Source organism: Bacillus basilensis (genome assembly GCF_050630465.1).
In the GTDB taxonomy this organism is placed as follows: domain Bacteria; phylum Bacillota; class Bacilli; order Bacillales; family Bacillaceae_G; genus Bacillus_A; species Bacillus_A basilensis.
The window spans coordinates 1-22,672 of sequence record NZ_JBNTQO010000024.1; the positions used below are offsets into that span (position 1 = coordinate 1).

Sequence of the window (22,672 nt, forward strand, 5' to 3'; positions counted from 1 at the left end):
GTCCATATAAATATAGAACTCAGGTTGCTTAGTTGCGCTTTTTAAATACTGTCTACTTGACAGGGGTCACTCCATTTTAGGCTTCTCCTTTTATTTTGAAATGTATACAATGTCCAAATGGATCCTCGACTTGTAATATTCCATCTTTGTACGTAGCAATCTTGCCAATATTTTTTAAACTTTCACATACTTGCTCTTTTTGTTTTTCATCTGCTAATACAATTGTGAAATATTTCAAGCCAACGGAATTTGGCATTTGCGGTAGTATTCCTTCACCTTGCCACGTATTTAAACCGATATGGTGATGGTAGCCACCTGCCGATACGAACAACGCCCCATTACGAGCTGGGATTGTTACTTCAAAGCCAAGACCATCCACATAGAAACGTTTCGCTTCTTCCAAATCAGCTACATGGAAATGAATATGTCCCATCACAGTACCAGCTGGAAAACCGTTCCACGCACTTCCTTGCTGCAATAATTCTTCACCAGCTAACGGGTTACTAACAAATGGTAGTTCTCCATTCTCATCACGCCAAACCTCTTTTTGGCGATCATGATAAATTTCAATCCCGTTTCCATCTGGATCAGCTAAATAAAGGGCCTCACTAAAGTAATGGTCGGCTCCGCCGTGCAGTGGATATACCATTTCTACAAGATGACGAAGGACATTCGCTAAATCCTGTCTGCTTGGTAATAAAATTGCATAATGATATAACCCCGTTCTCCCTCTTTGCTTTGGTAAGGCTTCTTTCTTTTCTTCAATGATAAGGAGTGGTTCGTTATTTTCATTCCCAAATGTAACGACCATTTCATCTTCTTTTAGTACTTTCATACTTAGTACTTCTGTATAAAACTCTAGTGATTTCTTTATATTTGATACATATAAATGAACAACATCAAGTGTTGTATCGGGATGAAGTTGAAAACTCATCTTGTTAGCCCCCCATTTAAATTAGTTCTTCTTTGACATTTTCTCTTTTAAGAAATTATCTACAAAACCATCCGCTTTCGCAACAAATAAGTACGCACCCATTGCTAGTAATGCAAGTTCTAATTCGAAGCCAGGATTCTTTCCATCTCCTAATAAACCAGCTGACCATTTTACTTTTACAATTGCTCCAACCATAACAAGTGCAAATAATAATCCAATATATCTTACACCTAAACCTAGAATTAACAATATACCACCAACTAATTCTACTGTTGCTACACCGTATGCCAGTCCTCCTGGTAAACCAATGCTTGTGAACCACCCTGCAATATTGTCAATTCCTGATTGGAATTTTGTTAAACCGTGCATAAAGAACGTTACCCCTAACACGATACGAATAATTAAGTTACCAATATGTTGATTCATTTCTTTCTCTCCTTTATAGTTTTCTTATACAAAACTTTTATTTACATTACAAAACATACACTAAATTTTTTTATTCGTCAATTCATTTTCACTGGGAAAAAATATATTTTTTTTGCTATGATACAAATAGTTGTTTACAAAAAGGAGCTTGATTTTATGAATATTGGTTCTGCAATACGTGAAATTCGTCAACGTAGAGGCATAACAATCGCACAAATTTGTGAGGGAACAGGTCTTTCTAAAGGATTTATGAGTCAGGTTGAAAATAATAAAACATCACCTTCTATCTCAACTTTAGAAACGATTTCCAATTTCTTGAATGTTCCTCTTCCCTACTTATTGTTAGAACAAAAAGATCGGTTGAAAGTTGTCAAAAAGGTAGAGCGTAAATACAGTGTATACGGAAAAGATGAACAAAGAATTGAGCATGTTGCAGAGCAGGGTGGCCTTCGCCTAAATCTCGTAGAAATTCCTGCTGGATTTCCGAAAGAAAATACACCAAATGCACATGAAGGGGAAGAATGTCACCTTGTATTACGCGGCAAACTAGAAGTTCAACATGGAGAAGATATTGCAATTGTAGAAGAAGGTGATTCTTTCTCCTGGAATGCATGTGTTCCTCATATTGTTCGTAATATAGGGGAAGAAACTGCATTATTACTCATCTCTAGTCATGCGGAAAATCGGAAACGTGTTTATTAAACAAAAAAGAAGCCTGTAAATCAGGCTTCTTTTTATTCCCTTATAACTCCATAACTTGTCCCAACTAGTACAGTTTTTTCATGTTGATTGCGATAAACTGACTCGATTGAAACCTTTTTGTATCCTTCCATCTGTTCAACATTCGTTAAAGTTAATTCACAAGTGATCGTATCTCCTGCAAAAACTGGTCTAATAAACTCACTTACTAATTCTCTTGCTATGTAATGTAACTCTTCTCCTACTTTCGTTCCAATACTAGCAGTCAATAAACCATGAACCATTAAACGTCCATTTTCATCATATTCCATATGATGCCTACCTTTATCTCCTGTAATATTTGCAAATTCAAAAACCTCTTCCTCAGTAAATCTTCTTTCGTACTTAAATACATTCCCAACTTTTATACTCATTTTTATCCCCCTAATAATAAACAGAATTTTCTTTCATTTTATCATAAAATGAGTCTCAATTTATTTTCTATTATAAAAAGAATGAAAAATACTTATAACTGTACTTATTCTTTGTCTTTCGCTCTTTTACCGGTGCCCATCTCTTTTGGCAATTTGGTATCCATAGTACGCACATGTTCCATTTCTTGATAACTCTCTTACCTCAAAACCACAACTTCTATAAAAATCAAAATTACTCGCAGATGTGTGCGCAAACCAGTCGCCATGTGGTAGCTTTTGTAAACAAAGGGCGACAAGTTTCTTACCTAGTCCCTTCCCTCTATATTCACACTTCACAACTAAATTTACTATATTCGCGACCATGATTCCATCAGAAATGACTCTAACCATAGCAATCATCTCTTCTTCATCCCAAATTGTGAATGCCCATGTTGAATTTTCAAATGCTATCGTGAATTTTTCAATTTGCCAAGAAGGGATATTATCATTACTCCAACCGGCATCTTCGAATAAAGTTTTAATTGCATATGCAGGTACACCATTCGTTCCCTCACGAATAATAAGTCCATTATGGTAAATATACATGTAATCCCCCCTTTATTTTTATATACCATTCTTCAAAAGATGCAATTTACCTTTTTTCATCCAACGCGCTTAATGGAATACACGAGAACATCCATCCCATGAAATGAAGTTGTTTTCTCATAACTAAGCCCTGTTTTTCTAGCAACAAAGATTGAGGCAGGGTGGTCCGGATTAATAAGAGAAACTAATTTATTCATTCGTAACGCTTGAAAGCCATAGTCTCGAAATGCTGCCGCTGCTTCTTTCGCATACCCTTTTCCCCAATACTTAGGTAATAACCAATAACCAATTTCAATTTCCTCTTTCCCATCTATCTGCTGCTTTACTAATCCTGCATGACCAATTCGTATTCCCGTTTCCTTTTCAATCAATACAAATAAACCGAGACCGTTTTTATAGCTAGGGATCACCCATTCCTCCAAACTTTTTTTACATTGCATATATGTTTTTAACGTCCCATTTCCAATATAGCGCATTACCTTCTCATTTCCCCATAGTGAAGCATAGAACTGTAAATCATCCATTGTATATTTGCGAATTTGTAAACGATCTGTATGAAACATCTTTTTCTCCTTCCCACTAATTTGTACTTAACTACACGATCATGTTTTGTATATATACTAAATGTTACTATCTATTATAAATGAACTAACGGAAAAATGCAGAGTATTCAATCTCTCAAGAGTTTAAAAAAGGCAGTAGACAAATATTGTCTACTGCCTCCATATCATAACTAGCATACAGAAAACTACAATTGAGGGGGGTGTAGGATTTTCAAATATACTAGATACTTATCCCGTTCTAACGGGCGGTAAACTTTTCAATTATATGAAAGTGAAAAGTTTACCGCACATAAGAACCTTTGCGGTCATTAAGAGAGCACCGTTAAGTACTCAAATACACGCTGTGCTTTTTCTCCACCCATTCGTGCATGTTGAAGAAGGGAAATACCGTGGGGACCAGGTGCATGTAATGCTTCTGGTTGTGCTACTAAAATAGCTTGTACGACTTCTAATTCTCCAAGCATAGCAGCTGCGAAAATATCCATTCGAGCACCTTTTTCTAATAAATAAAGAGCAATATCTTTACGACCTACATGTGCTGCTGCTCCTAACGCACTTTCCCAATCTGATCCGTCCCAATTGTAAGAAGCATGAAGTAAGCTTGGCGATTCAGCCAACAGTTCTTGTACTTTCTCTAAATCTCCATGAGCTGCCATTACAAATTCCCTTACTAACTCAGTGGTAACACGTTCTTCTGTTCGCATCTTGTTCCTCCTCTTTTAGAAATTCGTTTCGGTGTGAAAAATGGCTTGTCGCTTCCTTGAAAAATATCTACATCTATACCAAATACATGTTGAAACATTTCATGACATAATACTTCTTCTGGTATACCGTCATACTGAATCTTCCCTTGCTTTAATACGAGTAAGCGATCACTATATTGAGCAGCTTGGTTAATGTCATGTAAAACCATTATAATTGTCATTCCAAACTCCTCGTTTAATCGTTTCACAAGTTCCATTACTTCCAACTGATGTACGATATCTAAAAAGGTTGTTGGCTCATCCAATAATAAGACATTTGTACGTTGTGCTAGCGTCATTGCAATCCAGGCACGTTGTCTTTCTCCTCCTGATAAAGATTGTAAAAGACGATATTCATACCCTTCAAGATTTGTAACAGACAATGCCCAATCAACAATTTCTTCATCTTCTTTATTTAAGCGGCTACTCCATGATTTATGGGGGCCTCTTCCGAATTCAATTAGTTCTTTCACGGTTAAATCTAATTGATGATCATGCATTTGTGGTAACATCGCTAATTGCTTCGCTACATCTGCACTTTTCATCTTATGAATACTTTTTCCATCTAAAATGATATCCCCTTCGCTTTGTTTAAGTAATCTTGCCATTAAACGAAGCAAAGTAGATTTCCCTGATCCATTCGGTCCAATTAAACTAACGACCTCTCCAGCTTTAATATGTACATTCATATTTTGCATTTGAAATCTTTCAGAATGTGCGTAAAACACTTTGTTAACGGAAATCACGTTGTTTTCCTCCTCTATGAATTAAATATAAGAAGAACGGACCACCTAAGAAGGATAATAAAATACCAACAGGTAATTCAATTGGATCGAACCAACTTCGAGCTATCGCATCCGCAAAAACAAGTAATATCCCTCCGCCAAGGCATGATAATGGCAGTAAATATTTATAGTCATTTCCAACCAATAAACGTAACATATGTGGTACGACCAGACCGACAAATCCAATAAGACCAGAAACACTAACTGCAATTCCAGCTAATAATGTGCTTACTACTATTAAATAAAAACGGCTTCTCTCCACGTTATGACCTAATAATTTCGCCATTTCATCTCCAAGCATTAATACTCGAATATGTTTAATACCAAAGAAGGCTAATATAATAGCGAATATTGCATAATAAATAATCATGTTTAAATGTGCCCAACTTACACCACCAATGCCGCCCGCTAACCACGGTAACACGGATTGTACTTTGTCACTATGTAATAACATTAATGCTGACGTCGCTGCACCAATTAATGCATTAATTGACACACCTACTAAGACAATTCTTGAAGGTGGTGCCCCTTTTTGCCATGATAAAGCATAAATGACCATCGCCGTTATGAAAGCTCCTAAAAACGCCCCGAGCGGTAAAAAAGCCATATGCTGAGGGAATAAAATCATAATTACAATTGCTACAAGGCCTGCTCCAGATGAAACTCCGATAATACCAGGGTCTGCAAGAGGATTTCTCATAACTCCTTGTAGTAATGCACCAGATGTAGCTAAACATGTCCCTACTATAAACCCAACGAGCACTCTTGGTATACGAAGGTCCCATACAATTCGATGAACTGTCGAACCCTCATCTTGTATCCCTGTTAGAATATCTCGTAAAGAAAAGGATAAGCTTCCTGCGAAAAGGCCGTAAAAAAGACCTAAGATCGTTAATACAACTAAACTAACTGCTATTATCCATCTTTTTTTCGCAAAAGGATGTTCCTTTTCCCTTACTACTTCACTACTTTCCATACTTATCATTTCCTTACATCTTGTATACTTTTATACATAAAGTCCATCGCTTCTGTAACTTTTGTTCCAGGATTAGATCCAAATAAATCAGGTGGCAAAATAACTACACGATTTTGTTTTACTGCATCTAAATTTTTCCACGCTTCATTTTTCATCATTTCGCCTTCAAATGCTTTTTTAACGCTAGTTGGATCTCCATGTGTAATTAAATAAATCACATCTGGATTTGCCTCAATAATACGTTCTACGCTGAGCTGTGCATATTGCGGATATTCCTTCATTTCTGGAAAATCAGCTGCAATATTTTTCCCGCCTGTCTTTTCTAAAATATCACCTGATAAAGATGTTGGTAATGCTGCTAAATATGTACCTGGTGCTCCATACACTAGCAATGCTTTCACATCGCTCTTTTTCTCATATTTCTTTATTTGATCATTAATTTTTTGGTTAAGTTCTTTTGCTTTATCTTCTTTCTTCATTATCGTTCCATATAGCTCAATATTCTTTTGAATATCTTGTACAGAATTTGCAGAAGAAATCATTACTTTCGTTCCTTGTCTTTCAACCGTTGGAGCGTTCTTTTGGAATCCATTGTTAGCAATAAGTACATCAGGCTTTACACTAGCAATTTGCTCAAAATTCGGCTGATGTGCGTTCCCGATTACTTGTATTTTCTTTACATCCTCTGAAAGAGTTATTTTTGCATCTGGACGACCTACTATTTTTCCACCTAAAGCATGAATTATATCCATATCTCCCATACTCAACGTAGCAAAACTTTCTGGCGCCTTATCGAATGTTACCTTCCTTCCTGACAGATCCGTAACTTCGATTTTCTCTTTTCCTTTTTCCGTTTTTGTTGCCGATGCTGTTTCGTCTCCTTTTGCACTGCAACCTATTAATAAGAAAAAAATTGATAAAATCGCTGTGAATAGCGTAATAGATTTATTCATCCTTTCACCTCTAACTGATAATGATAATCATTAACTACCATTCTACTTTAATTGATAAGGATTATCATTGTCAATATGAAACGCATACATTTTCTAGAAAAAACAAAAAGCGTTACAAAAAAATTCCTTCTTTTTGTAACGCTCTATTTATCAGTATTATTCACATTCGTTTCCCTCTAACTCGTCTCGCATCACTTTCACACGCTGAAAGAAAAAGAAGGATAAACCTAAAAATATAACGATGCTCCCCATCATAACAAAAGGTTGTAATGTTTCTTTTGCTCCATTCGGAATCAATAAGCCAACCATTAACAATGTACTTACAGCGAGAAGAATTTGTCCGAACCGAGTATAATCTTCTATTTTTTCTTGTAATTCTTTCATTATATTCTCACTCCTCCATTTCACTGTATCATATTCTATTAAACTTAAAGACAAGTAAATACAGCCATTCTGGGAGATGTTTTCCAAAAGAAAAAGAGCCGCTTTATTGCGACTCTTTCATAACCATTACTCACCTTTATATGCTTCCATATAAATTTCTTTTAGCTCTGAAATGAGAGGTAATTTTGGATTAGCTGTTGTACATTGATCTTCAAAAGCTCTTTCTGCTAATAATCCAACAACCTCTTCAAATTGATCTTTAGCAACTCCTTGTCCTGCAATACTCATATTTATATTTAAACTTTTTCCAAGCTCAATAATTGCTTTAACGAGTGATTCCACACCTTCTGCTGTTGAACGTGCTGGAAGCCCGAGCATTCTCGCAATATGTGCATAACGTTCATCAGCTACAAAGTGCTCATATTTTGGGAACAATGCGTGTTTTCTTGGCTTAATAGCATTATAGCGAACTACGTGTGGCATAAGAATTGCATTCGCACGTCCATGCGGAATATGGAATTCCGGCCCAATTTTATGTGCTAAACTGTGATTAATACCTAGAAACGCATTTGCAAATGCCATCCCTGCGATTGCAGAAGCATTATGCATTTTTTCTCGTGCTTCTTCATCATTTCCATCTTTAAATGCTCTTGGTAAGTATTTAAATACGAGATCAATGGCCTTTAATGCTAACCCATCTGTATAGTCATTTGCCAGAACAGACACATACGCCTCTATTGCATGCGTCAATACGTCCATCCCAGTGTCTGCTGTTACATGTGGCGGTACTGTCATTACAAATTGTGGATCTACAATTGCTACATCTGGCGTTAATTCATAATCTGCAAGTGGATACTTTATATTATTTTTCTTATCTGTAATAACCGCAAATGGTGTCACTTCTGATCCTGTTCCTGATGTTGTTGGAATGGCAACAAACTGCGCCTTACTTCCTAATTCCGGATATTTACATGTACGTTTTCTTATATCTAAAAACTTTTGTTTAATTCCATAGAATGTTGCTTCTGGGTGCTCATAGAAAAGCCACATCCCTTTCGCTGCATCCATAGCTGAACCTCCACCAAGTGCGATAATGACATCCGGCTTAAAACTTCTCATCATTTCCGCACCTTTAAAAACAGTTTCATCTGATGGATCTGGCTCGACCTCAAAGAAAACTTCAACTTTCACATCATTTGCATGTTTACGTAAATAGTGCGCGACTGTATCTACATATCCGTGCTCAACCATTCCCGGATCCGTTACAATAAATGCACGTGAAATGTTAGGCATACTTGCTAAATATGCCGTCGCATGTTTTTCAAAATAAATTTTTGGTGGTAATTTGAACCACTGCATATTCTTTTTTCTATTTGCCAACCTTTTTATATTTAATAAATGCATCGCTGTTACGTTTTGAGAAACTGAGTTTTTCCCATACGAGCCGCAGCCAAGCGTAAGTGATGGAATAAACCCATTATATATGTCACCGATTCCTCCTTGTGATGAAGGAGCATTTACAATAAGGCGGCAAGCTTTCATGCGTAATCCAAATTGCTTTTGCACTTCTTTATTTACAGAATGAATGACTGCTGAATGTCCTAAACCACCGAGGCTTAACATTTCTTCGCAATATGTAAATCCTTCTTCTAATGAATTTGCTTTTACACAAGCTAATACTGGACTCAATTTCTCACGAGATAGTGGATATGCTGCTCCGATACCTTGTATTTCAGCTACAAGCATTTTTGTATTTTCAGGTACAGCAATTCCAACTAATTCGGCAATATACTGTGCTGATTTCCCTACAATATCACTATTTACTGCACATGTATTTTCATTAATAACGAGCTTTTCTAATTTTCTTCTCTCTTCCTCGGTTACAAAGTAACAATCATTTGCAATCATTTCTGTTTTCACATCATCATAAATTTCCTTGTCTACAATGATTGCTTGTTCTGATGCACAAATCATACCGTTATCAAACGTTTTTGATAAAATCAAATCATTAACCGCTCGTTTTATATGCGCTGATTTCTCTATATAACACGGTACATTACCAGGACCTACACCTAGCGCTGGTTTTCCAGTAGAATAAGCTGATTTCACCATACCTGCTCCTCCAGTTGCCAAAACAAGCGCAACACCTTCATGGTTCATTAATTGTTTCGTTGCTTCGACAGAAGGTTTTTCAATCCACTGAATACAATGTTTTGGTGCCCCCGCCTTCACCGCTGCATCGTATACTGTTTTCGCGGCTGCAATAGAACAGTTTTGTGCTGAAGGATGAAATGCGAAAATAATTGGATTTCTCGTTTTTATCGCGATTAATGCTTTAAACATTGTTGTCGATGTCGGATTCGTTACCGGCGTTACCCCAGCTACTACACCAACAGGTTCCGCAATTTCTATTATTTCTTCATGAGGATCTTCGTGAATAATCCCTACTGTTTTATCTTTCTTTATGCTATGCCAAATATATTCAGTAGCAAAAATATTTTTAATGCATTTATCTTCGTATACACCACGCCCTGTTTCTTCAACAGCCAACTTTGCAAGTGGCATATGTTGATCAACACCTGCTAATGCCATTTCATGAACAATGTTGTCAATTTGCTCTTGTGTAAAACTTTCTAATGCTTGTAAAGCCTTCCGACCGTTATTCACTAACGTATTAATCATCTCTTTTACTTCCTGCATTTCATTTACAACTTTCTCTTTGACTACCATGTAAATTCCTCCTATTCTGCTATCTTGGACTAAATAAGACCCTATAGGTCATCACAAGTCCCGATTAGCGCAAAAAAAATAGAGTTGCTTTCCTACATGAACTTCATTGTTTGTGAAATATTTCACAAGCCTGTTCGTGAGTAACACTTCATGAATTCAATATACATGAAATCATTTCATTTGTGTATGTCTATTTTGTGAAAACTTTCACAAAATAGTGTAATAAAAACGCACTGCTCTATATTAGCAGTGCATTTTTACTACACTAATGCTTGTGCTAAATCTTCAATTAAATCTTCACCGTCTTCAATACCGACAGAAATTCGAATTAATGTATCTGTAATTCCTAATTCTTTGCGACGATCTGCCGGGATTGATGCATGTGTCATTTGAGATGGAATAGAAATTAAACTTTCTACTGCTCCTAAACTTTCAGCAAGTGTAAAGTATTGCAATTTCTCAAGTACTTTATTTAATGTCTCTTCGCTATCTACATCAAATGAGATAATTGCACCAAATCCATTTGCTTGCTCTGTTGCTAGTTCATGGTTTTGATGTGATGCAAGACCTGGATAATATACTTTATTTACTTTTGGATGGTTATTTAAAAACTCAGCAATAGCGCGTGAATTCGTTTCATGTTCCTCCATACGAATTCCTAATGTTTTTAAACCGCGAAGTAGTAAGAAGCTGTCTTGTGGTCCAAGAATACCTCCTGTTGAGTTTTGTACAAAGTGAAGGTCTTCTGCTAGTTGTGGGCTATTTACAACTACTAGACCTGCCACTACATCACTATGACCTCCTAAATATTTCGTTGCACTATGAAGCACAATATCTGCTCCTAAAGAAATCGGCGACTGCCAATATGGCGTCATGAATGTGTTATCAATAATTGTTAATAAGTCTTTCTCTTTAGCAAGAGTAGAGATTTTCTTAATATCAGTAATTTTTAGTAGTGGGTTCGTTGGTGTTTCTACATAAATTGCTTTCGTATTTGGACGAATCGCTTCTTCAACTTCTTCTAGATTTGTTGTATCTACAAATGTATGTTCAATACCGAAGCGATTTAATACTTTCGTAATAACGCGATACGTTCCGCCATACACATCATCTGTTAAAAGAACGTGGTCACCTTTTGAGAACAACATAATTGTCGCTGTAATAGCAGCCATTCCTGAACCAAATGCAAATCCAGCATGACCATTTTCTAATACAGCAATCATTTCTTCTAAAGCAGCACGTGTTGGATTGCCTGTACGTGAATATTCATATCCTTGATGCTTACCAACTGCTTCTTGTTTGTACGTACTTGTTTGATAAATCGGTACGTTTACAGATCCAGTTGAAGGTTCTCCTATGCGAATACCATGAATTAACTTTGTCTTTGCTCTCATTTTTTATTCCCATCCTTTGTATATGTCTTTACTTAAATAGCGCTCACTACTATCAGGAAAAATCGTTACAATATTTGTACCTGGCGCCGCTTTCTCTGCTTCAAGTAAGCTTGCATGAAATGCTGCTCCTGAAGAGCTTCCAACGAGAAGTCCTTCCTTCTGCGCTAATTCTTTCACTCGTAAAAATGCATTTCGATCAGAAATTGTATGAATTTCATCAAAATAAGATGTTTTCAAAAATGGCGGGATGAATTCAAGGCCAATCCCTTCTGTTTCATGTGAGCCGGCTTTACCACCATTTAAAATGGATCCTTCTGGTTCCACAATAACCGTTTTTATATCTATATTTTTTTCTTTCAAATAAGATGCAGTCCCCATAAATGTACCACCAGTTCCTGCTCCTGCAACAAATATGTTAATCTCTCCGTTAAGTGCATCCCAAAGTTCAGGACCTAGTGTTTTGAAATAAGCACGAGGATTTGCTTCATTTGCAAACTGACTTGGAGAGTATGAATTCGGTATTTCATTTACTAGCTCTTTGGCTTTTGCTATTGCGCCGGTCATTCCTTGCTCAGTCGGTGTATGCACGACCGTTGCACCTAGTGCTTTCATTAATTCTTGCTTTTCAATACTAAATTTCTCTGGTACACAAACAATAACGCGTAAATCATGTTCTAACGCTGCAAGTGCCAGTCCAATACCAGTATTTCCAGCAGTCGGTTCAATAATTGTTCCGCCATCTGTAACAAGCCCTTTTTCGAGTGCATCTTCAATTAATTCTCTTCCTAAACGATCCTTAACGCTTCCACCTGGGTTATAAAATTCAAGCTTCGCAAATAAACGGACCCCTTCTGGAAGTGAAAAACGAGTAATTTCTACAATTGGTGTATGACCAATTAACTCATGAACTCCACGATATACATTCATCGTGTTCTCCCCCTTATTTGCCAATAAAGAAAAGGCAACTGTATGTATTTTCTTTATATGAGACAGTTGCCTTTTTGTTACATTACTTTAACTCTTCTAATACTTTTACGATAAAGTTTGTAGAATGAAGAGCTGCTTGATCTAAAAATTGATCAAATGAAACATTTGATTCTTTACCAGCAATATCAGAAAGTGCACGAATAATAACAAACGGAACTTCATATTGGTGGCATACTTGTGCAACAGCTGCTGCTTCCATTTCTACTGCATAAAGATCTTTAAATTTATCACGAATGGCTGCAACGCGGTCCGGATCACTCATAAATGAATCGCCTGTTGCAATCATACCTTTTACAACTTGAATACTTTCTTCTGTTTGCATACATTTCTCAGCTAATGCAACTAATGCTTCATCAGCCTTGAATCCAGGCGGCATTCCTGGTACTTGACCATATTCATAGTTAAATGCTGTTACATCTACGTCATGATGACGAACTTCTGTTGAAATCACTACATCTCCAACATTTAGAGAATGATGGAATCCACCAGCTGAACCAGTATTAATTACTTTTTCAGGCTTATATTTTTCTAATAAAATTGTCGTTGACATCGCTGCGTTTACTTTACCAATACCAGACTTTAACAAGATGACTTCATGTCCTGCTAATTGTCCTTTCGTAAATTCACAACCCGCAACCGTTTCTGTTTCTGCTTGTTCTAATTTGTCACGTAAAATACGTACTTCTTCTTCCATTGCTCCAATTACAGCAATTCTCAATCTAATTCCCTCTTTCTATCGCTTAGTTGCCTCCATTACCCAAACGAAATGATTTAATCTCGTAAACGTTACATGGAAGCCATTGTTTTCAAAAATAGATTGCATGACTGGAATACGTGTATAGTATTCTGTTTGCAAATCGTTTGCTAAATCGTGAAAACCTCTTTGTTTTGCTGCTTCAACAGTTTTATCATATGCATCTTGATCTGCAAATATCGTATCAGCAAACACTATTTTACCACCTTTGTTTAGTAATTGACTATACTTCGCAATCGCTACATTTTTTTCATCATCTGTTAAATGATGAAATGCATAGGTGCTTACAATGGTATCAATTGAATTTGGGACTTCAAACGAAAGAAAATCACCTTCTGTAATGGAAAACTCTTGCGGTAATTTCTCTTTTGCAATCATGCGCATTTCACGTGACGGTTCTATACCGTAAACTGTGCGGCCAGCAAGTAATAATTTATTTGTTAAATTACCTGTACCAACACCAAATTCTAATACATGACCAAATGACTTGTTAACTACATCCTCTAGAATGTCCTCATAATGGGCGAAAACTTCTTTATATTGTATATCTTCGCCTTGTACGAATGAGTCGTACGTATGAGCCCACTCATCAAATAAACCATTAAATTCTGTCCCCATAAAAATTCCCCTTTTTCTTATCGGTTTTATCAGTATGATATTCCCTCTTTCTAAAAATGTCAATTGAAATGTACATGGTATTTCCTTCTTTTCTTTGTTACACTATAGTTGATTACATAGGAGAGGGGCCGTCTTCATGTCATTTACCTTTGAAATGTTAGAAGATAAAGTAGAATTTTTTGAAGCGGGAGACTTAGCTTCTTTAGAGCGAAAAATTAGTGAACAAATCGATAATAATAAAGCACTTATGCTTGAAGTTCATCACATCTCACATCAAATGGTTATGGATCCCGAAAGCAAAAGACCGTATTATAGCGCGGTTGTTCATTTTAAATTAAAGAAATTACGCTAACAAAAAAGAGAAGCTCCTAAGGAGCTTCTCTTTTTTTAGTTTAGAGTTTGAACAAGTACTGGTTTCCAGCCCTCATTATCTACCCAATCAATATTTACATAATATCTTTTACCCGATTGTTTATCTTGTACGTTACCGTAAGCTTTATTTTTACCGTTATTTCCGATTCGATGAATAACTAATTGCTCTACTGGAACGTCAATTGCAGCTGAAATCGCTTGATTCATCTCATTCCAATCTGCTGTACCTTTTTTAAACGTCATCGCAGGTGTTGCACCTTGCTCTGTACCTACTGGCTTCCAAGAAGGTTTCGTATAAGCGTCAGTTGCCTTTGGCTGTGTTTTTTCAGCTGCTACTTTCTCGTTAGCCTTCGCTTCTTCTTCAGCTTTTTTCTGTTCTTCTTCAGCCTTTAGCTTCTCTTCTTCTTCTTTCTTAGCCTCTGCCTTCTCTTGTTCATTCTTCTTCGTCTCTTCTTTGCCCTTAGCTTTCTCAGCTTTATTCTCTTTCGTTGTTTGCTGAGCTACTTTTTTGTCACTAGAAGACGCTTGTTCTTTTCTTTCAGGAACAAACAATTGATATGATACAATAGCTACTAATATTAATACAATTGCGATTGCAATATTTAAAACACCGTTTTGACGACGTTTTTGTTGTTTCTGTTGGAATCTAGATCCTCCTGCCATTCTTCAAACCTCCATGCAGTTTTTCATACTTGCTATTGTAACATTAAATCTAGAAAGGTTGAACATTTACAATAATATTTTCACGAAATGAAAACATTTCACTATGAATTGCAAGATTACTTTTCATTCTCTAATTGATGGATTGATTCTACAATAGCTTTGAAAATAGGTGTAACTGTATTTACCTTGCTATTCGTTTCTATATCCACGACAACTAAAGCATATCTTGGATTTTCATATGGAAAATAGCCCGCAAACCAACGATTCGCTTTCGTCCCTTTTCCTGTTTGCGCTGTCCCAGATTTTCCGGCAACACTTAGCGGCAATGATTGGAATGCTGCTCCTGTTCCTTTCTCCGTTGTTACAACACCCCTTAATAACTCTTGTAATGTTTTCACTGTTTCATACGAAAGCTGTTTTCCACCTAATGTATGGTCTTCAAATGTATAAAAGTCCGTTCCATTTTTATACATTATTTTTTCAACAGCTTTCACTTCCATCTTTTCTCCGCCTCTAGCAATTGTCGCCATCATATTTGCAATCGCTAGAGGTGACATACGTACATTTTTCTGTCCAATTGCTGTTTGCGCTACCGCTTTTTTACTATTCTTATTTCCTTCATTCCCCCAGATCGTAACACTCTTCTCCTCTGGCATTTGCTCAAAATGAGGTGTATGAAATACAGGACCTTTCCATCCAACCTTATCAGCGGCTCCTAAAGCCGCTACGTAAGTTTCTAACACCATCTTATCCTTTTGTATCAACTCGTTACCTAACTCTGCAAATGTCCTGTTACAGCTTCTAGCAAAGCTCTCTTTAAAACTAAGTGTACCCATCATAACTTGTGGGTGGTCTTCACCATATAAATCTTTACTACAATTAAATGCGCGATTAAAAACATTTTTATTTTGATCAATCACTGCCGCTGCAACTATTGTTTTAAAAACAGAACCGGGAAAATGTGGTGTTAACATTTGATTTTCAAGCGTAGTTTTATATAAATTCTCATCTTTCACCTGTACAGACGGTTTACTGACCATCGCTAAAATTTCATTTTTCTTTACATCAAGTAACACTAATCCCCCCTTCTTTATTTCGCTTGCTTCAACCACTTCTTCTGCTTTTTGCTGTAATTCGTTATGTAAAGTAGTTTGAATCGTCACTGGGTAAAATGGATTTCCAGGCGACGTATATTTCGCTTGTTTCCCAAAAATCGGTTCTCCTTGTCTGTCCACTTGATACAATACTTTTGCCCCTCCATCGGTCAAAAGAAATTCATCAAATGATTGTTGCAATCCTGAAATGCCAATTGGCGTTTGTTTTGAAATTTTTCTTACTTCTCCGTATCGTTTTTGAAATTCCCGTTCATTCTCACCCACATCGCCAATTAAATGATTCATCACGCTAGTTTGCCGTAAACGAACTTCAGCTGCTACAATGCCTAATACATTTAATTGATTCACCTTCTCCATCTGCTCTCTTGCCAAGCGAAATGGTCCATTTCCTCTTTGCATGATAAATGCACTTTTCTTATCTTTCATTTGACTTTCAATCTCTTGTCTCGACATACCAATGATATGCGCAATTTTTTCTAACATGCCATTTTTTATTTGTAGAAATGGAAAAACAATTAACACCGGATACTTTTGCTCACCTATTTCCTTACCGTTTCGGTCTATGAAATGGCCTCGTCCATCATCTACCGTAATGGATTGCGTCCGTTGTGTAACACTTTTTTCAAGTAAATTAATCTTACGATCCGTAAATGATTCCGTATCTGTAATTTGTATTTGAATTAAACGACAAAGTAATATAAACATGATACTTATAAAAAAAATTAAAACAATTGTAATTCTCCGTTTTATTTTCATAAAAAACACCTCGTCTCATGTAGTTTAGACGAGGTGTTTCATCTTTTATACAAATAAAAAAATCACCCGTTTTTACACGAGTGATTTTTACGTTATTTTACAGAGATAATCTCTACTTGCATTTCTCCACCTGGTGTTTGAATTGCTACCTTCTCACCAATTTGCTTACCTAATAAACTTTTTGCGATTGGAGAATCGTTAGAAATTCTTCCTTCAAATGGATCTGCTTCTGCGCTACCTACGATTGTGTAAGCTTCTTCGTCTCCACCTGGTAACTCTTTAAATGTTACTGTTTTACCTAGTGTTACAACTGTAGACTCTTCACCATTGTCTTCAATGATAACCGCATTACGGATCATGTTTTCAAGTTGTGTAATACGTCCTTCTACGAATGCTTGCTCATCTTTCGCTGCATCGTACTCAGAGTTCTCTGAAAGATCTCCAAAGCTACGTGCAATCTTAATGCGCTCTACAACCTCTTTACGTTTTACCGTTTTTAAATCCTCAAGCTCGTTCTCTAGCTTTTGCTTACCCTCTTGCGTCATAGGGTATGTTTTTTCTGTTGCCATATTTTCCACTCCTTTTATATACCAATCCCCCGAAAAAAAAGAGGAGTTCCATATGAAAACTCCCCCACTTATATGTATAGCGGAGGTTTCTAGCACGCATGCACTAGCGGAGTTGTCACATACAACCCCGTATTCCCAATTCTTCTTTATATAAAGAAGATATGTATGGAAAGTTGATATAAATATGCCCTCACCTATATATAGATGAGGTTGCATGTTTCATTGTATTCGATAGGAAGGGAAAAAATCCCTTCCTATCGTATATCTTTTACTATGCTATTACAAATTTACTTTTTGTTCAAGAATTGTTGCAATTTTTGTAACCATAATATCAATTGCAACGTGGTTTTGTCCACCTTCAGGGATAATAATATCCGCAAACTTCTTAGAAGGCTCAATAAATTGATTGTGCATTGGACGTACAACACTTACGTATTGATCAATAACTGAATCCATCGTACGACCGCGCTCTTTAATATCACGCTGCATGCGGCGCAGGATACGAAGATCCGCATCTGTATCAACGAACAGCTTAATGTCCATTAATTCACAAAGGCGTGGGTCTTCTAAAATAAGAATTCCTTCTAAAATGATTACATCTTTCGGCTCAACTGGAATAATTTCTTCTGAACGCGTATGCAATGTATAGTCATATACAGGCTTATCAATTTGCTCATATGCAAGCAACTGCTGCAAATGTTCAATTAACAGATCATTATCAAACGCAAGCGGATGATCATAATTTGTTTTTAAACGCTCTTCCATTGGTAAATGGCTTTGATCTTTGTAATAATAATCTTGCTCTAAGATTAAAATAGAATGACCTTTAAAATGGTCAAAAATCGCTTTCGTTACACTCGTTTTACCTGATCCCGAACCACCAGCAATTCCAATTACAACAGGCTTATTCGTCCCCATTCGACTATCACTCTTTCTTATTGAAGTATGCTTTTGCGCATCATATTATTCACATACACTCGTTGATCCACTTTGAATTTCACGATTTGCAACGGATGTCTCGCTGCATCTAATTCGTTTCCATCCTCATCCCAAATTTTCTCCACCGTCTGCGTAAAGTTTTCTATTTCTGGCCCAAAGAACTCCACTTCATGTCCTGGTTTGAAATGATTACGTTGCTCAATCGTTACGATGCCCGTTTCTTCATTATAATCTAACACTAAACCAGCGAAATCATACGTTGTTTTCTTACTATGATTTCCAAACATTTGCTCTTGATGTCCTGGAACCCCTTCAAAGAATGCAGGAGCTGTATCACGATTTGCACATTTATCAAGCTCATCTAACCATTCTTGTTTAAACTCAAAGTTATCAGGATCCGCACAATATGCATCAATTACTTTACGATATACAGTCGCTACAGTTGCTACGTAATGGATAGATTTCATACGTCCTTCAACTTTTAAGCTATCGATTCCAATTTCAATCATTTTCGGAATTGATAAAATTAAATTTAAATCTTTTGGACTCATCGCAAAGTGAGCATCTTCTTCTTGGAATAGAGGAAGCTCTTTTGCATCTTTATGTTGTGATACCGTTTGAACTAAATCATAGTCCCAGCGGCAAGATTGACAACAACCACCACGGTTAGAGTCACGCGCTGTCATATGGTTACTTAACGTACATCTTCCTGAATATGCGATACACATTGCACCATGGACGAATGCTTCAATTTCAATATCCACTTTTTCTTTAATCTCTTTCATCTCTTCATAGCTTGCTTCACGAGCTAATACAAGACGATGTAAACCTTCTTCTTTCCAATACTGTGCTGCTTTCCAGTTGGATAGTGATTGTTGTGTACTTAAATGCACCTCAACAGAAGGTGCTACACGTTTACACGTCTCAATAATAAGCGGATCAGCAACGATAATTCCCGTTACGCCAGCTTTTTCAATCCCTTTTAAATATTCCTCTAGCCCGTCCATATTTTCATTATGTGCAAAGATATTTGTTGTTACATATATTTTCGCTCCATATTTCTTTGCAAATTCAACACCTTCTGCCATTTCTTCCAGTGTAAAGTTACCTGCATTCGAACGAAGACCAAATTCTTGTCCACCTAAATATACAGCATCTGCCCCATAATGGATAGCTACTTTTAATTTTTCTAAGTTACCCGCAGGGATTAACAGTTCAGGTTTCTTCACAATAACGCGTTTGCCATCGATCACTCGTGAAATTTCTTGTACAGTCATTTCCTACACCCTCCTCGTTTAGTAAACCGTCTCTTTAAAGAAGAATCCTGTATCTAACGGACGATTTACCGGTTGCATTTCCTCTATCTCTTTATATAAATCGTCTTTCACGTCATAATACGCATCACGATCTTCTACACATAAATCAATAGCTTTACGATACTTCTTCGTTACCTCAATAATGTATTCAGAGCTTTTTAGTACACCATCAATTTTTAAGCTATCTACTTCACCATCGATTAGTTCCTCTAATTCATCGATGAAACAAATATCGTTTGGACTCATAATGTGAGTACCATTTTCATCTTCATAAATTGGATATTTATTGTTACGCTCTGGGTCATATAAGAACATATTCTCTTCATATTTTTTCTTTTCAATGTCAAGATTACGTCCTTGATACTCAAAGTAGTTTCCTACTAATGAACGCTTTGATTGGAACATACAAGTCATACCGTGAATTTGCACTTCAAGTTCCACTTCAGCATTTTCTTTTAATTCAACAATTTCATCTAAGCTAAGCTCACGAGCTAATACAGCACGTTTTGCTCCTCTTTGTCCCCAGTAGTTACAAGTAAACCAGTTTGTTGCTGTTGTTTCTGTATTCCAGTGCAATTGCATATTTGGCGCTACTTCGCGGACCGCCATTAATACCGCTGGATCACCGAAAACAATTGCATCTACATGTACTTCATTTAAAAATGCAACATAGTCTGTCAATTCTTCTACTTTATCATTGTGGAACATAGCATTCATTGCTACGTATACTTTTACACCATTTTCATGTGCAATCTTCACAGCTTGTTTCACATCTTCACGTGAAAATTCCCCTGCTAAACGTAAACCAAACTTTTGCTCACCGATCATTACCGCATCTGCTCCTGCTTTCGCAAGAGGTTCGATATCCGCCACTGCTTTTGGCGTTACTAACAATTCAGGTTTTTTCATACCTTGGTCACCCTTTCTTTTTACTAACAGCTACTCCATCACCAATTGGGAAAATCGTTGTATCATATCCTTCATGGTTCATAAGCCATTCATTGTACGTCTTAATACGACGGATTAAACCACGTGTACGTCTGTTTTCAATTTTCTCTTTAGTCGTTACAAGGCCATGGTACATAACATTATCTGAAATAATTACACCACCAGGATTTAATAACGGTTCATATAAGTCAAAAAAGCGACGATATTGTCCTTTTGCTGCATCAATAAAAATAACGTCAAATGTTCCATGTTCTTCTACTTGCTCGCCTGTTTCTAATGCATCACCGTAAATAACGGAAATACGCTCTTTAACTGGTGAACGTTCTATATATTCAAGTGCTTTTTCATATCGCTCGCGATTGCGCTCAACTGTCACAATGCGAGAATTTGGAATAGCTTGCATCATACGAATACTAGAATAGCCAATTGCTGTACCAAGCTCTAAAATGCTTTTCGGTCCAATTAAACGTAAAAATTGCAACATAAATTCCATTCCAAGTCGATCCATAATCGGCACATGATTTTCTTTCGCATAGTCTTCCATTTCAAGAATTAATTTATCTTTTGGATCAATAAATGATAATAGGTACTCGTTAACTGCATCCTCCATAATGGTCCTCCTTATTTACATGGAGAAGTGCCTCTATGACGTCTTTTCACACATAGAATGCAATAAAAATACAAGCCAGCTTCACCCTTAGCTTGTACGTCCCGTTTTGATATTAAAAACGATTCTTCTGCCAGTTTTTAACCCGATATATTTTACCACAAAAAAGAGGGATGTGCGACCTTTTTCGCTACCCCTCCCCATTTCACTGTTTTTTCGTAATATATTTTTGCTTTAATGCATTATGCTCTTCCAATGTTTTCGCATAGTACACTTCACCAGTTGGTGCAGCTAAGAAATAATAATAATCTGTTTGCGTAGGCTCTAACGCCGCTTCTACTGAATGTTTACCAGAGTTTGCTATTGGGCCAACCGGCAATCCTTTCACAACATACGTATTGTACGGTGAGTTTATTTTTAAATCTTCGTATAATACACGTTGTTTATGCTTTCCAAGTGCGTATAATACCGTTGGATCAGTTTGCAGTGGCATACCTTTCGCTAAACGATTATAAAAGACACTAGAGATCTTTTGACGATCTGTAAAACCTGTTGCCTCTTCTTCAATAAGTGAAGACAATGTTAAAAGCTGATGAACATCCCAGTTTTTCGCTTTCATTTTTGCCTCGTTTTGAACAATGATTGCATTTGTTTTTTCAAGCATTGGAATTACAATTTCTTCTAACGTTGTATCTTTTTTATAGAAAGAGTACGTCGCAGGATATAAATAACCTTCTAATGGATATTTAATATTGCTATCAAAGATTTTATCCGTTAGTAACTTCGGATACTTTTTCTGCATTTTTTGAATAAATGCTTTATCGTTTAATTGACGTACGACATCATCTTTATTCCACTTTAATTCGTTTGCAACCGTTTCTGCAATTTCGGTTACTTGTGCCCCTTCTTTTATCGTCACTTTATAAAGAGCTGGACGATGTACATTACCAGATGACATTTGTTCTATAACATCTTTTGCATTCATTGAAGAATTTAATAAATATGTACCCGCTTGTAAATTTTTAGATTTAGCCTTTGTATAAAAACTAAAAACTGTACCGTTTTTCACAGCACCTTTTTCTTCTAAAATCTCACCAATTTTACTAGTAGATGATCCCTTTGGAATTTCTACTTCAATCTCTTTTTTATTCCCGCTGTCAACTGGTCCTAATGCGGATGAAATATACGCATAGACTGAACCACAAACTAAAAGCAGTGCAATAATCGAAAATAAAAAAATGCGTCTACGCTTCTTTTTCACTTGATTCTCTACCAAAACTCTTCCTCCTTATTCAATTGTAGGCCATATGTACATATTTCTATACAACACGATACAAAATCACAATAAACTTACCTATCATTTTTGACAGATACTTTATTTTTTCTACAATCCGTCTCATTATACTACAAAGGATTACACAGTTTCGACAAAAAATCTTTCAT

25 protein-coding genes are annotated in these 22,672 nt (G+C 36.5%); 2 read left to right on the plus strand and 23 right to left on the minus strand.

Annotation, left to right across the window (positions count from 1 at the left end):
• Positions 1-76 precede the first annotated feature (76 nt).
• Together ACQVV1_RS26810 and ACQVV1_RS26815 are read right to left on the minus strand one after the other, a co-directional pair.
• A complete protein-coding gene (locus ACQVV1_RS26810; protein ID WP_242256466.1) occupies positions 77-934 on the minus strand; it encodes a VOC family protein in 858 nt (285 codons plus the stop codon).
• Between the two features lie 21 nt (positions 935-955).
• Positions 956-1,360, minus strand: coding sequence for a DoxX family protein (locus tag ACQVV1_RS26815; RefSeq protein ID WP_063222888.1), 405 nt, complete (start codon positions 1,358-1,360; stop codon positions 956-958).
• Between the two features lie 156 nt (positions 1,361-1,516).
• Between ACQVV1_RS26815 and ACQVV1_RS26820 the strand changes: the two genes are divergently transcribed.
• Entirely contained in the window at positions 1,517-2,062 is a 546-nt protein-coding gene (locus ACQVV1_RS26820; protein WP_001020700.1) for a helix-turn-helix domain-containing protein, read from the plus strand.
• A gap of 32 nt (positions 2,063-2,094) precedes the next feature.
• On the opposite strand, the gene ACQVV1_RS26825 is transcribed toward ACQVV1_RS26820, so the two are convergent.
• From ACQVV1_RS26825 to ACQVV1_RS26885, 13 genes are all read right to left on the minus strand, one after another.
• Entirely contained in the window at positions 2,095-2,472 is a 378-nt protein-coding gene (locus ACQVV1_RS26825; RefSeq protein WP_063222886.1) for a hotdog family protein, read from the minus strand.
• Positions 2,473-2,598: 126 nt separating this feature from the next.
• Positions 2,599-3,057, minus strand: coding sequence for a GNAT family N-acetyltransferase (locus ACQVV1_RS26830; protein ID WP_063222885.1), 459 nt, complete (start codon positions 3,055-3,057; stop codon positions 2,599-2,601).
• Positions 3,058-3,113: 56 nt separating this feature from the next.
• Complete coding sequence (locus ACQVV1_RS26835; RefSeq protein WP_063222884.1) at positions 3,114-3,620, minus strand: GNAT family N-acetyltransferase; 507 nt, start codon at positions 3,618-3,620, stop codon at positions 3,114-3,116.
• Between the two features lie 308 nt (positions 3,621-3,928).
• Positions 3,929-4,324 carry an ankyrin repeat domain-containing protein gene (locus ACQVV1_RS26840; protein WP_242256462.1) on the minus strand — a complete coding sequence of 132 codons (396 nt, stop codon included), beginning with the start codon at positions 4,322-4,324 and terminating at the stop codon, positions 3,929-3,931.
• Positions 4,291-5,109 carry an ABC transporter ATP-binding protein gene (locus tag ACQVV1_RS26845; RefSeq protein WP_242256460.1) on the minus strand — a complete coding sequence of 273 codons (819 nt, stop codon included), beginning with the start codon at positions 5,107-5,109 and terminating at the stop codon, positions 4,291-4,293. The genes ACQVV1_RS26840 and ACQVV1_RS26845 overlap by 34 nt, the downstream gene beginning before the upstream one ends.
• Positions 5,096-6,124: a FecCD family ABC transporter permease gene (locus tag ACQVV1_RS26850; protein ID WP_242256458.1), complete on the minus strand. Its 1,029-nt coding sequence runs from the start codon at positions 6,122-6,124 to the stop codon at positions 5,096-5,098. Before ACQVV1_RS26850 ends, ACQVV1_RS26845 begins: the two co-directional genes overlap by 14 nt.
• Positions 6,125-6,129: 5 nt before the next feature.
• Positions 6,130-7,077, minus strand: coding sequence for an ABC transporter substrate-binding protein (locus ACQVV1_RS26855; RefSeq protein ID WP_431169798.1), 948 nt, complete (start codon positions 7,075-7,077; stop codon positions 6,130-6,132).
• 156 nt (positions 7,078-7,233) lie between these two features.
• Positions 7,234-7,461: a YrhC family protein gene (locus ACQVV1_RS26860; protein ID WP_063222879.1), complete on the minus strand. Its 228-nt coding sequence runs from the start codon at positions 7,459-7,461 to the stop codon at positions 7,234-7,236.
• A 126-nt stretch (positions 7,462-7,587) separates the two neighbouring features.
• Entirely contained in the window at positions 7,588-10,191 is a 2,604-nt protein-coding gene (gene adhE / locus ACQVV1_RS26865) for a bifunctional acetaldehyde-CoA/alcohol dehydrogenase (RefSeq protein ID WP_431169800.1), read from the minus strand.
• 260 nt (positions 10,192-10,451) lie between these two features.
• Complete coding sequence (locus ACQVV1_RS26870) at positions 10,452-11,585, minus strand: bifunctional cystathionine gamma-lyase/homocysteine desulfhydrase (protein WP_242256453.1); 1,134 nt, start codon at positions 11,583-11,585, stop codon at positions 10,452-10,454.
• Between the two features lie 3 nt (positions 11,586-11,588).
• Positions 11,589-12,512: an O-acetylserine dependent cystathionine beta-synthase gene (locus ACQVV1_RS26875; protein WP_242256451.1), complete on the minus strand. Its 924-nt coding sequence runs from the start codon at positions 12,510-12,512 to the stop codon at positions 11,589-11,591.
• Positions 12,513-12,594: 82 nt separating this feature from the next.
• The gene (gene mtnN / locus ACQVV1_RS26880; RefSeq protein ID WP_063222875.1) at positions 12,595-13,290 is read right to left on the minus strand and encodes a 5'-methylthioadenosine/S-adenosylhomocysteine nucleosidase; all 696 of its coding nucleotides are present in this window, start codon (positions 13,288-13,290) and stop codon (positions 12,595-12,597) included.
• A 15-nt stretch (positions 13,291-13,305) separates the two neighbouring features.
• The gene (locus tag ACQVV1_RS26885) at positions 13,306-13,944 is read right to left on the minus strand and encodes a class I SAM-dependent methyltransferase (RefSeq protein ID WP_063222874.1); all 639 of its coding nucleotides are present in this window, start codon (positions 13,942-13,944) and stop codon (positions 13,306-13,308) included.
• A 136-nt stretch (positions 13,945-14,080) separates the two neighbouring features.
• On the opposite strand from ACQVV1_RS26885, the gene ACQVV1_RS26890 reads away from it, so the two are divergent.
• On the plus strand, positions 14,081-14,296 hold the full coding sequence (locus ACQVV1_RS26890) for a YrzA family protein (protein ID WP_000010984.1): 216 nt from the start codon (positions 14,081-14,083) through the stop codon (positions 14,294-14,296).
• A 35-nt stretch (positions 14,297-14,331) separates the two neighbouring features.
• Here the strand turns inward: ACQVV1_RS26890 and ACQVV1_RS26895 are convergent, their stop codons facing one another.
• The 8 genes from ACQVV1_RS26895 to mltG form a co-directional block, all read right to left on the minus strand.
• Positions 14,332-14,979 (minus strand): YrrS family protein, encoded by a 648-nt coding sequence (locus ACQVV1_RS26895; RefSeq protein ID WP_242256449.1) that lies wholly within the window; start codon positions 14,977-14,979, stop codon positions 14,332-14,334.
• Between the two features lie 116 nt (positions 14,980-15,095).
• Entirely contained in the window at positions 15,096-16,850 is a 1,755-nt protein-coding gene (locus ACQVV1_RS26900; RefSeq protein WP_309259355.1) for a peptidoglycan D,D-transpeptidase FtsI family protein, read from the minus strand.
• Positions 16,851-16,942: 92 nt separating this feature from the next.
• Positions 16,943-17,419: a transcription elongation factor GreA gene (gene greA, locus ACQVV1_RS26905; protein WP_063222872.1), complete on the minus strand. Its 477-nt coding sequence runs from the start codon at positions 17,417-17,419 to the stop codon at positions 16,943-16,945.
• Between the two features lie 279 nt (positions 17,420-17,698).
• Positions 17,699-18,337: a uridine kinase gene (gene udk / locus ACQVV1_RS26910; RefSeq protein ID WP_000537079.1), complete on the minus strand. Its 639-nt coding sequence runs from the start codon at positions 18,335-18,337 to the stop codon at positions 17,699-17,701.
• A gap of 17 nt (positions 18,338-18,354) precedes the next feature.
• Positions 18,355-19,635 carry a peptidase U32 family protein gene (locus ACQVV1_RS26915; RefSeq protein ID WP_000217970.1) on the minus strand — a complete coding sequence of 427 codons (1,281 nt, stop codon included), beginning with the start codon at positions 19,633-19,635 and terminating at the stop codon, positions 18,355-18,357.
• Positions 19,636-19,653: 18 nt separating this feature from the next.
• A complete protein-coding gene (locus tag ACQVV1_RS26920) occupies positions 19,654-20,583 on the minus strand; it encodes a peptidase U32 family protein (protein ID WP_063222871.1) in 930 nt (309 codons plus the stop codon).
• A gap of 7 nt (positions 20,584-20,590) precedes the next feature.
• Complete coding sequence (locus ACQVV1_RS26925; RefSeq protein ID WP_063222870.1) at positions 20,591-21,232, minus strand: O-methyltransferase; 642 nt, start codon at positions 21,230-21,232, stop codon at positions 20,591-20,593.
• A 202-nt stretch (positions 21,233-21,434) separates the two neighbouring features.
• The gene (gene mltG / locus ACQVV1_RS26930; protein WP_242256443.1) at positions 21,435-22,505 is read right to left on the minus strand and encodes an endolytic transglycosylase MltG; all 1,071 of its coding nucleotides are present in this window, start codon (positions 22,503-22,505) and stop codon (positions 21,435-21,437) included.
• Between the last annotated feature and the right edge of the window lie 167 nt (positions 22,506-22,672).

Bases quoted from the DNA above. Each gene is read 5' to 3' on its own strand.
- ACQVV1_RS26810 (WP_242256466.1), bottom strand. From the start codon at position 934: ATGAGTTTTCAACTTCATCCCGATACAACACTTGATGTTGTTCATTTA.
- ACQVV1_RS26815 (WP_063222888.1), bottom strand. From the start codon at position 1,360: ATGAATCAACATATTGGTAACTTAATTATTCGTATCGTGTTAGGGGTA.
- ACQVV1_RS26820 (WP_001020700.1), top strand. From the start codon at position 1,517: ATGAATATTGGTTCTGCAATACGTGAAATTCGTCAACGTAGAGGCATA.
- ACQVV1_RS26825 (WP_063222886.1), bottom strand. From the start codon at position 2,472: ATGAGTATAAAAGTTGGGAATGTATTTAAGTACGAAAGAAGATTTACT.
- ACQVV1_RS26830 (WP_063222885.1), bottom strand. From the start codon at position 3,057: ATGTATATTTACCATAATGGACTTATTATTCGTGAGGGAACGAATGGT.
- ACQVV1_RS26835 (WP_063222884.1), bottom strand. From the start codon at position 3,620: ATGTTTCATACAGATCGTTTACAAATTCGCAAATATACAATGGATGAT.
- ACQVV1_RS26840 (WP_242256462.1), bottom strand. From the start codon at position 4,324: ATGCGAACAGAAGAACGTGTTACCACTGAGTTAGTAAGGGAATTTGTA.
- ACQVV1_RS26850 (WP_242256458.1), bottom strand. From the start codon at position 6,124: ATGGAAAGTAGTGAAGTAGTAAGGGAAAAGGAACATCCTTTTGCGAAA.
- ACQVV1_RS26855 (WP_431169798.1), bottom strand. From the start codon at position 7,077: ATGAATAAATCTATTACGCTATTCACAGCGATTTTATCAATTTTTTTC.
- ACQVV1_RS26860 (WP_063222879.1), bottom strand. From the start codon at position 7,461: ATGAAAGAATTACAAGAAAAAATAGAAGATTATACTCGGTTCGGACAA.
- adhE (WP_431169800.1), bottom strand. From the start codon at position 10,191: ATGGTAGTCAAAGAGAAAGTTGTAAATGAAATGCAGGAAGTAAAAGAG.
- ACQVV1_RS26870 (WP_242256453.1), bottom strand. From the start codon at position 11,585: ATGAGAGCAAAGACAAAGTTAATTCATGGTATTCGCATAGGAGAACCT.
- ACQVV1_RS26875 (WP_242256451.1), bottom strand. From the start codon at position 12,512: ATGAATGTATATCGTGGAGTTCATGAGTTAATTGGTCATACACCAATT.
- ACQVV1_RS26885 (WP_063222874.1), bottom strand. From the start codon at position 13,944: ATGGGGACAGAATTTAATGGTTTATTTGATGAGTGGGCTCATACGTAC.
- ACQVV1_RS26890 (WP_000010984.1), top strand. From the start codon at position 14,081: ATGTCATTTACCTTTGAAATGTTAGAAGATAAAGTAGAATTTTTTGAA.
- ACQVV1_RS26895 (WP_242256449.1), bottom strand. From the start codon at position 14,979: ATGGCAGGAGGATCTAGATTCCAACAGAAACAACAAAAACGTCGTCAA.
- ACQVV1_RS26900 (WP_309259355.1), bottom strand. From the start codon at position 16,850: ATGAAAATAAAACGGAGAATTACAATTGTTTTAATTTTTTTTATAAGT.
- greA (WP_063222872.1), bottom strand. From the start codon at position 17,419: ATGGCAACAGAAAAAACATACCCTATGACGCAAGAGGGTAAGCAAAAG.
- udk (WP_000537079.1), bottom strand. From the start codon at position 18,337: ATGGGGACGAATAAGCCTGTTGTAATTGGAATTGCTGGTGGTTCGGGA.
- ACQVV1_RS26915 (WP_000217970.1), bottom strand. From the start codon at position 19,635: ATGACTGTACAAGAAATTTCACGAGTGATCGATGGCAAACGCGTTATT.
- ACQVV1_RS26920 (WP_063222871.1), bottom strand. From the start codon at position 20,583: ATGAAAAAACCTGAATTGTTAGTAACGCCAAAAGCAGTGGCGGATATC.
- ACQVV1_RS26925 (WP_063222870.1), bottom strand. From the start codon at position 21,232: ATGGAGGATGCAGTTAACGAGTACCTATTATCATTTATTGATCCAAAA.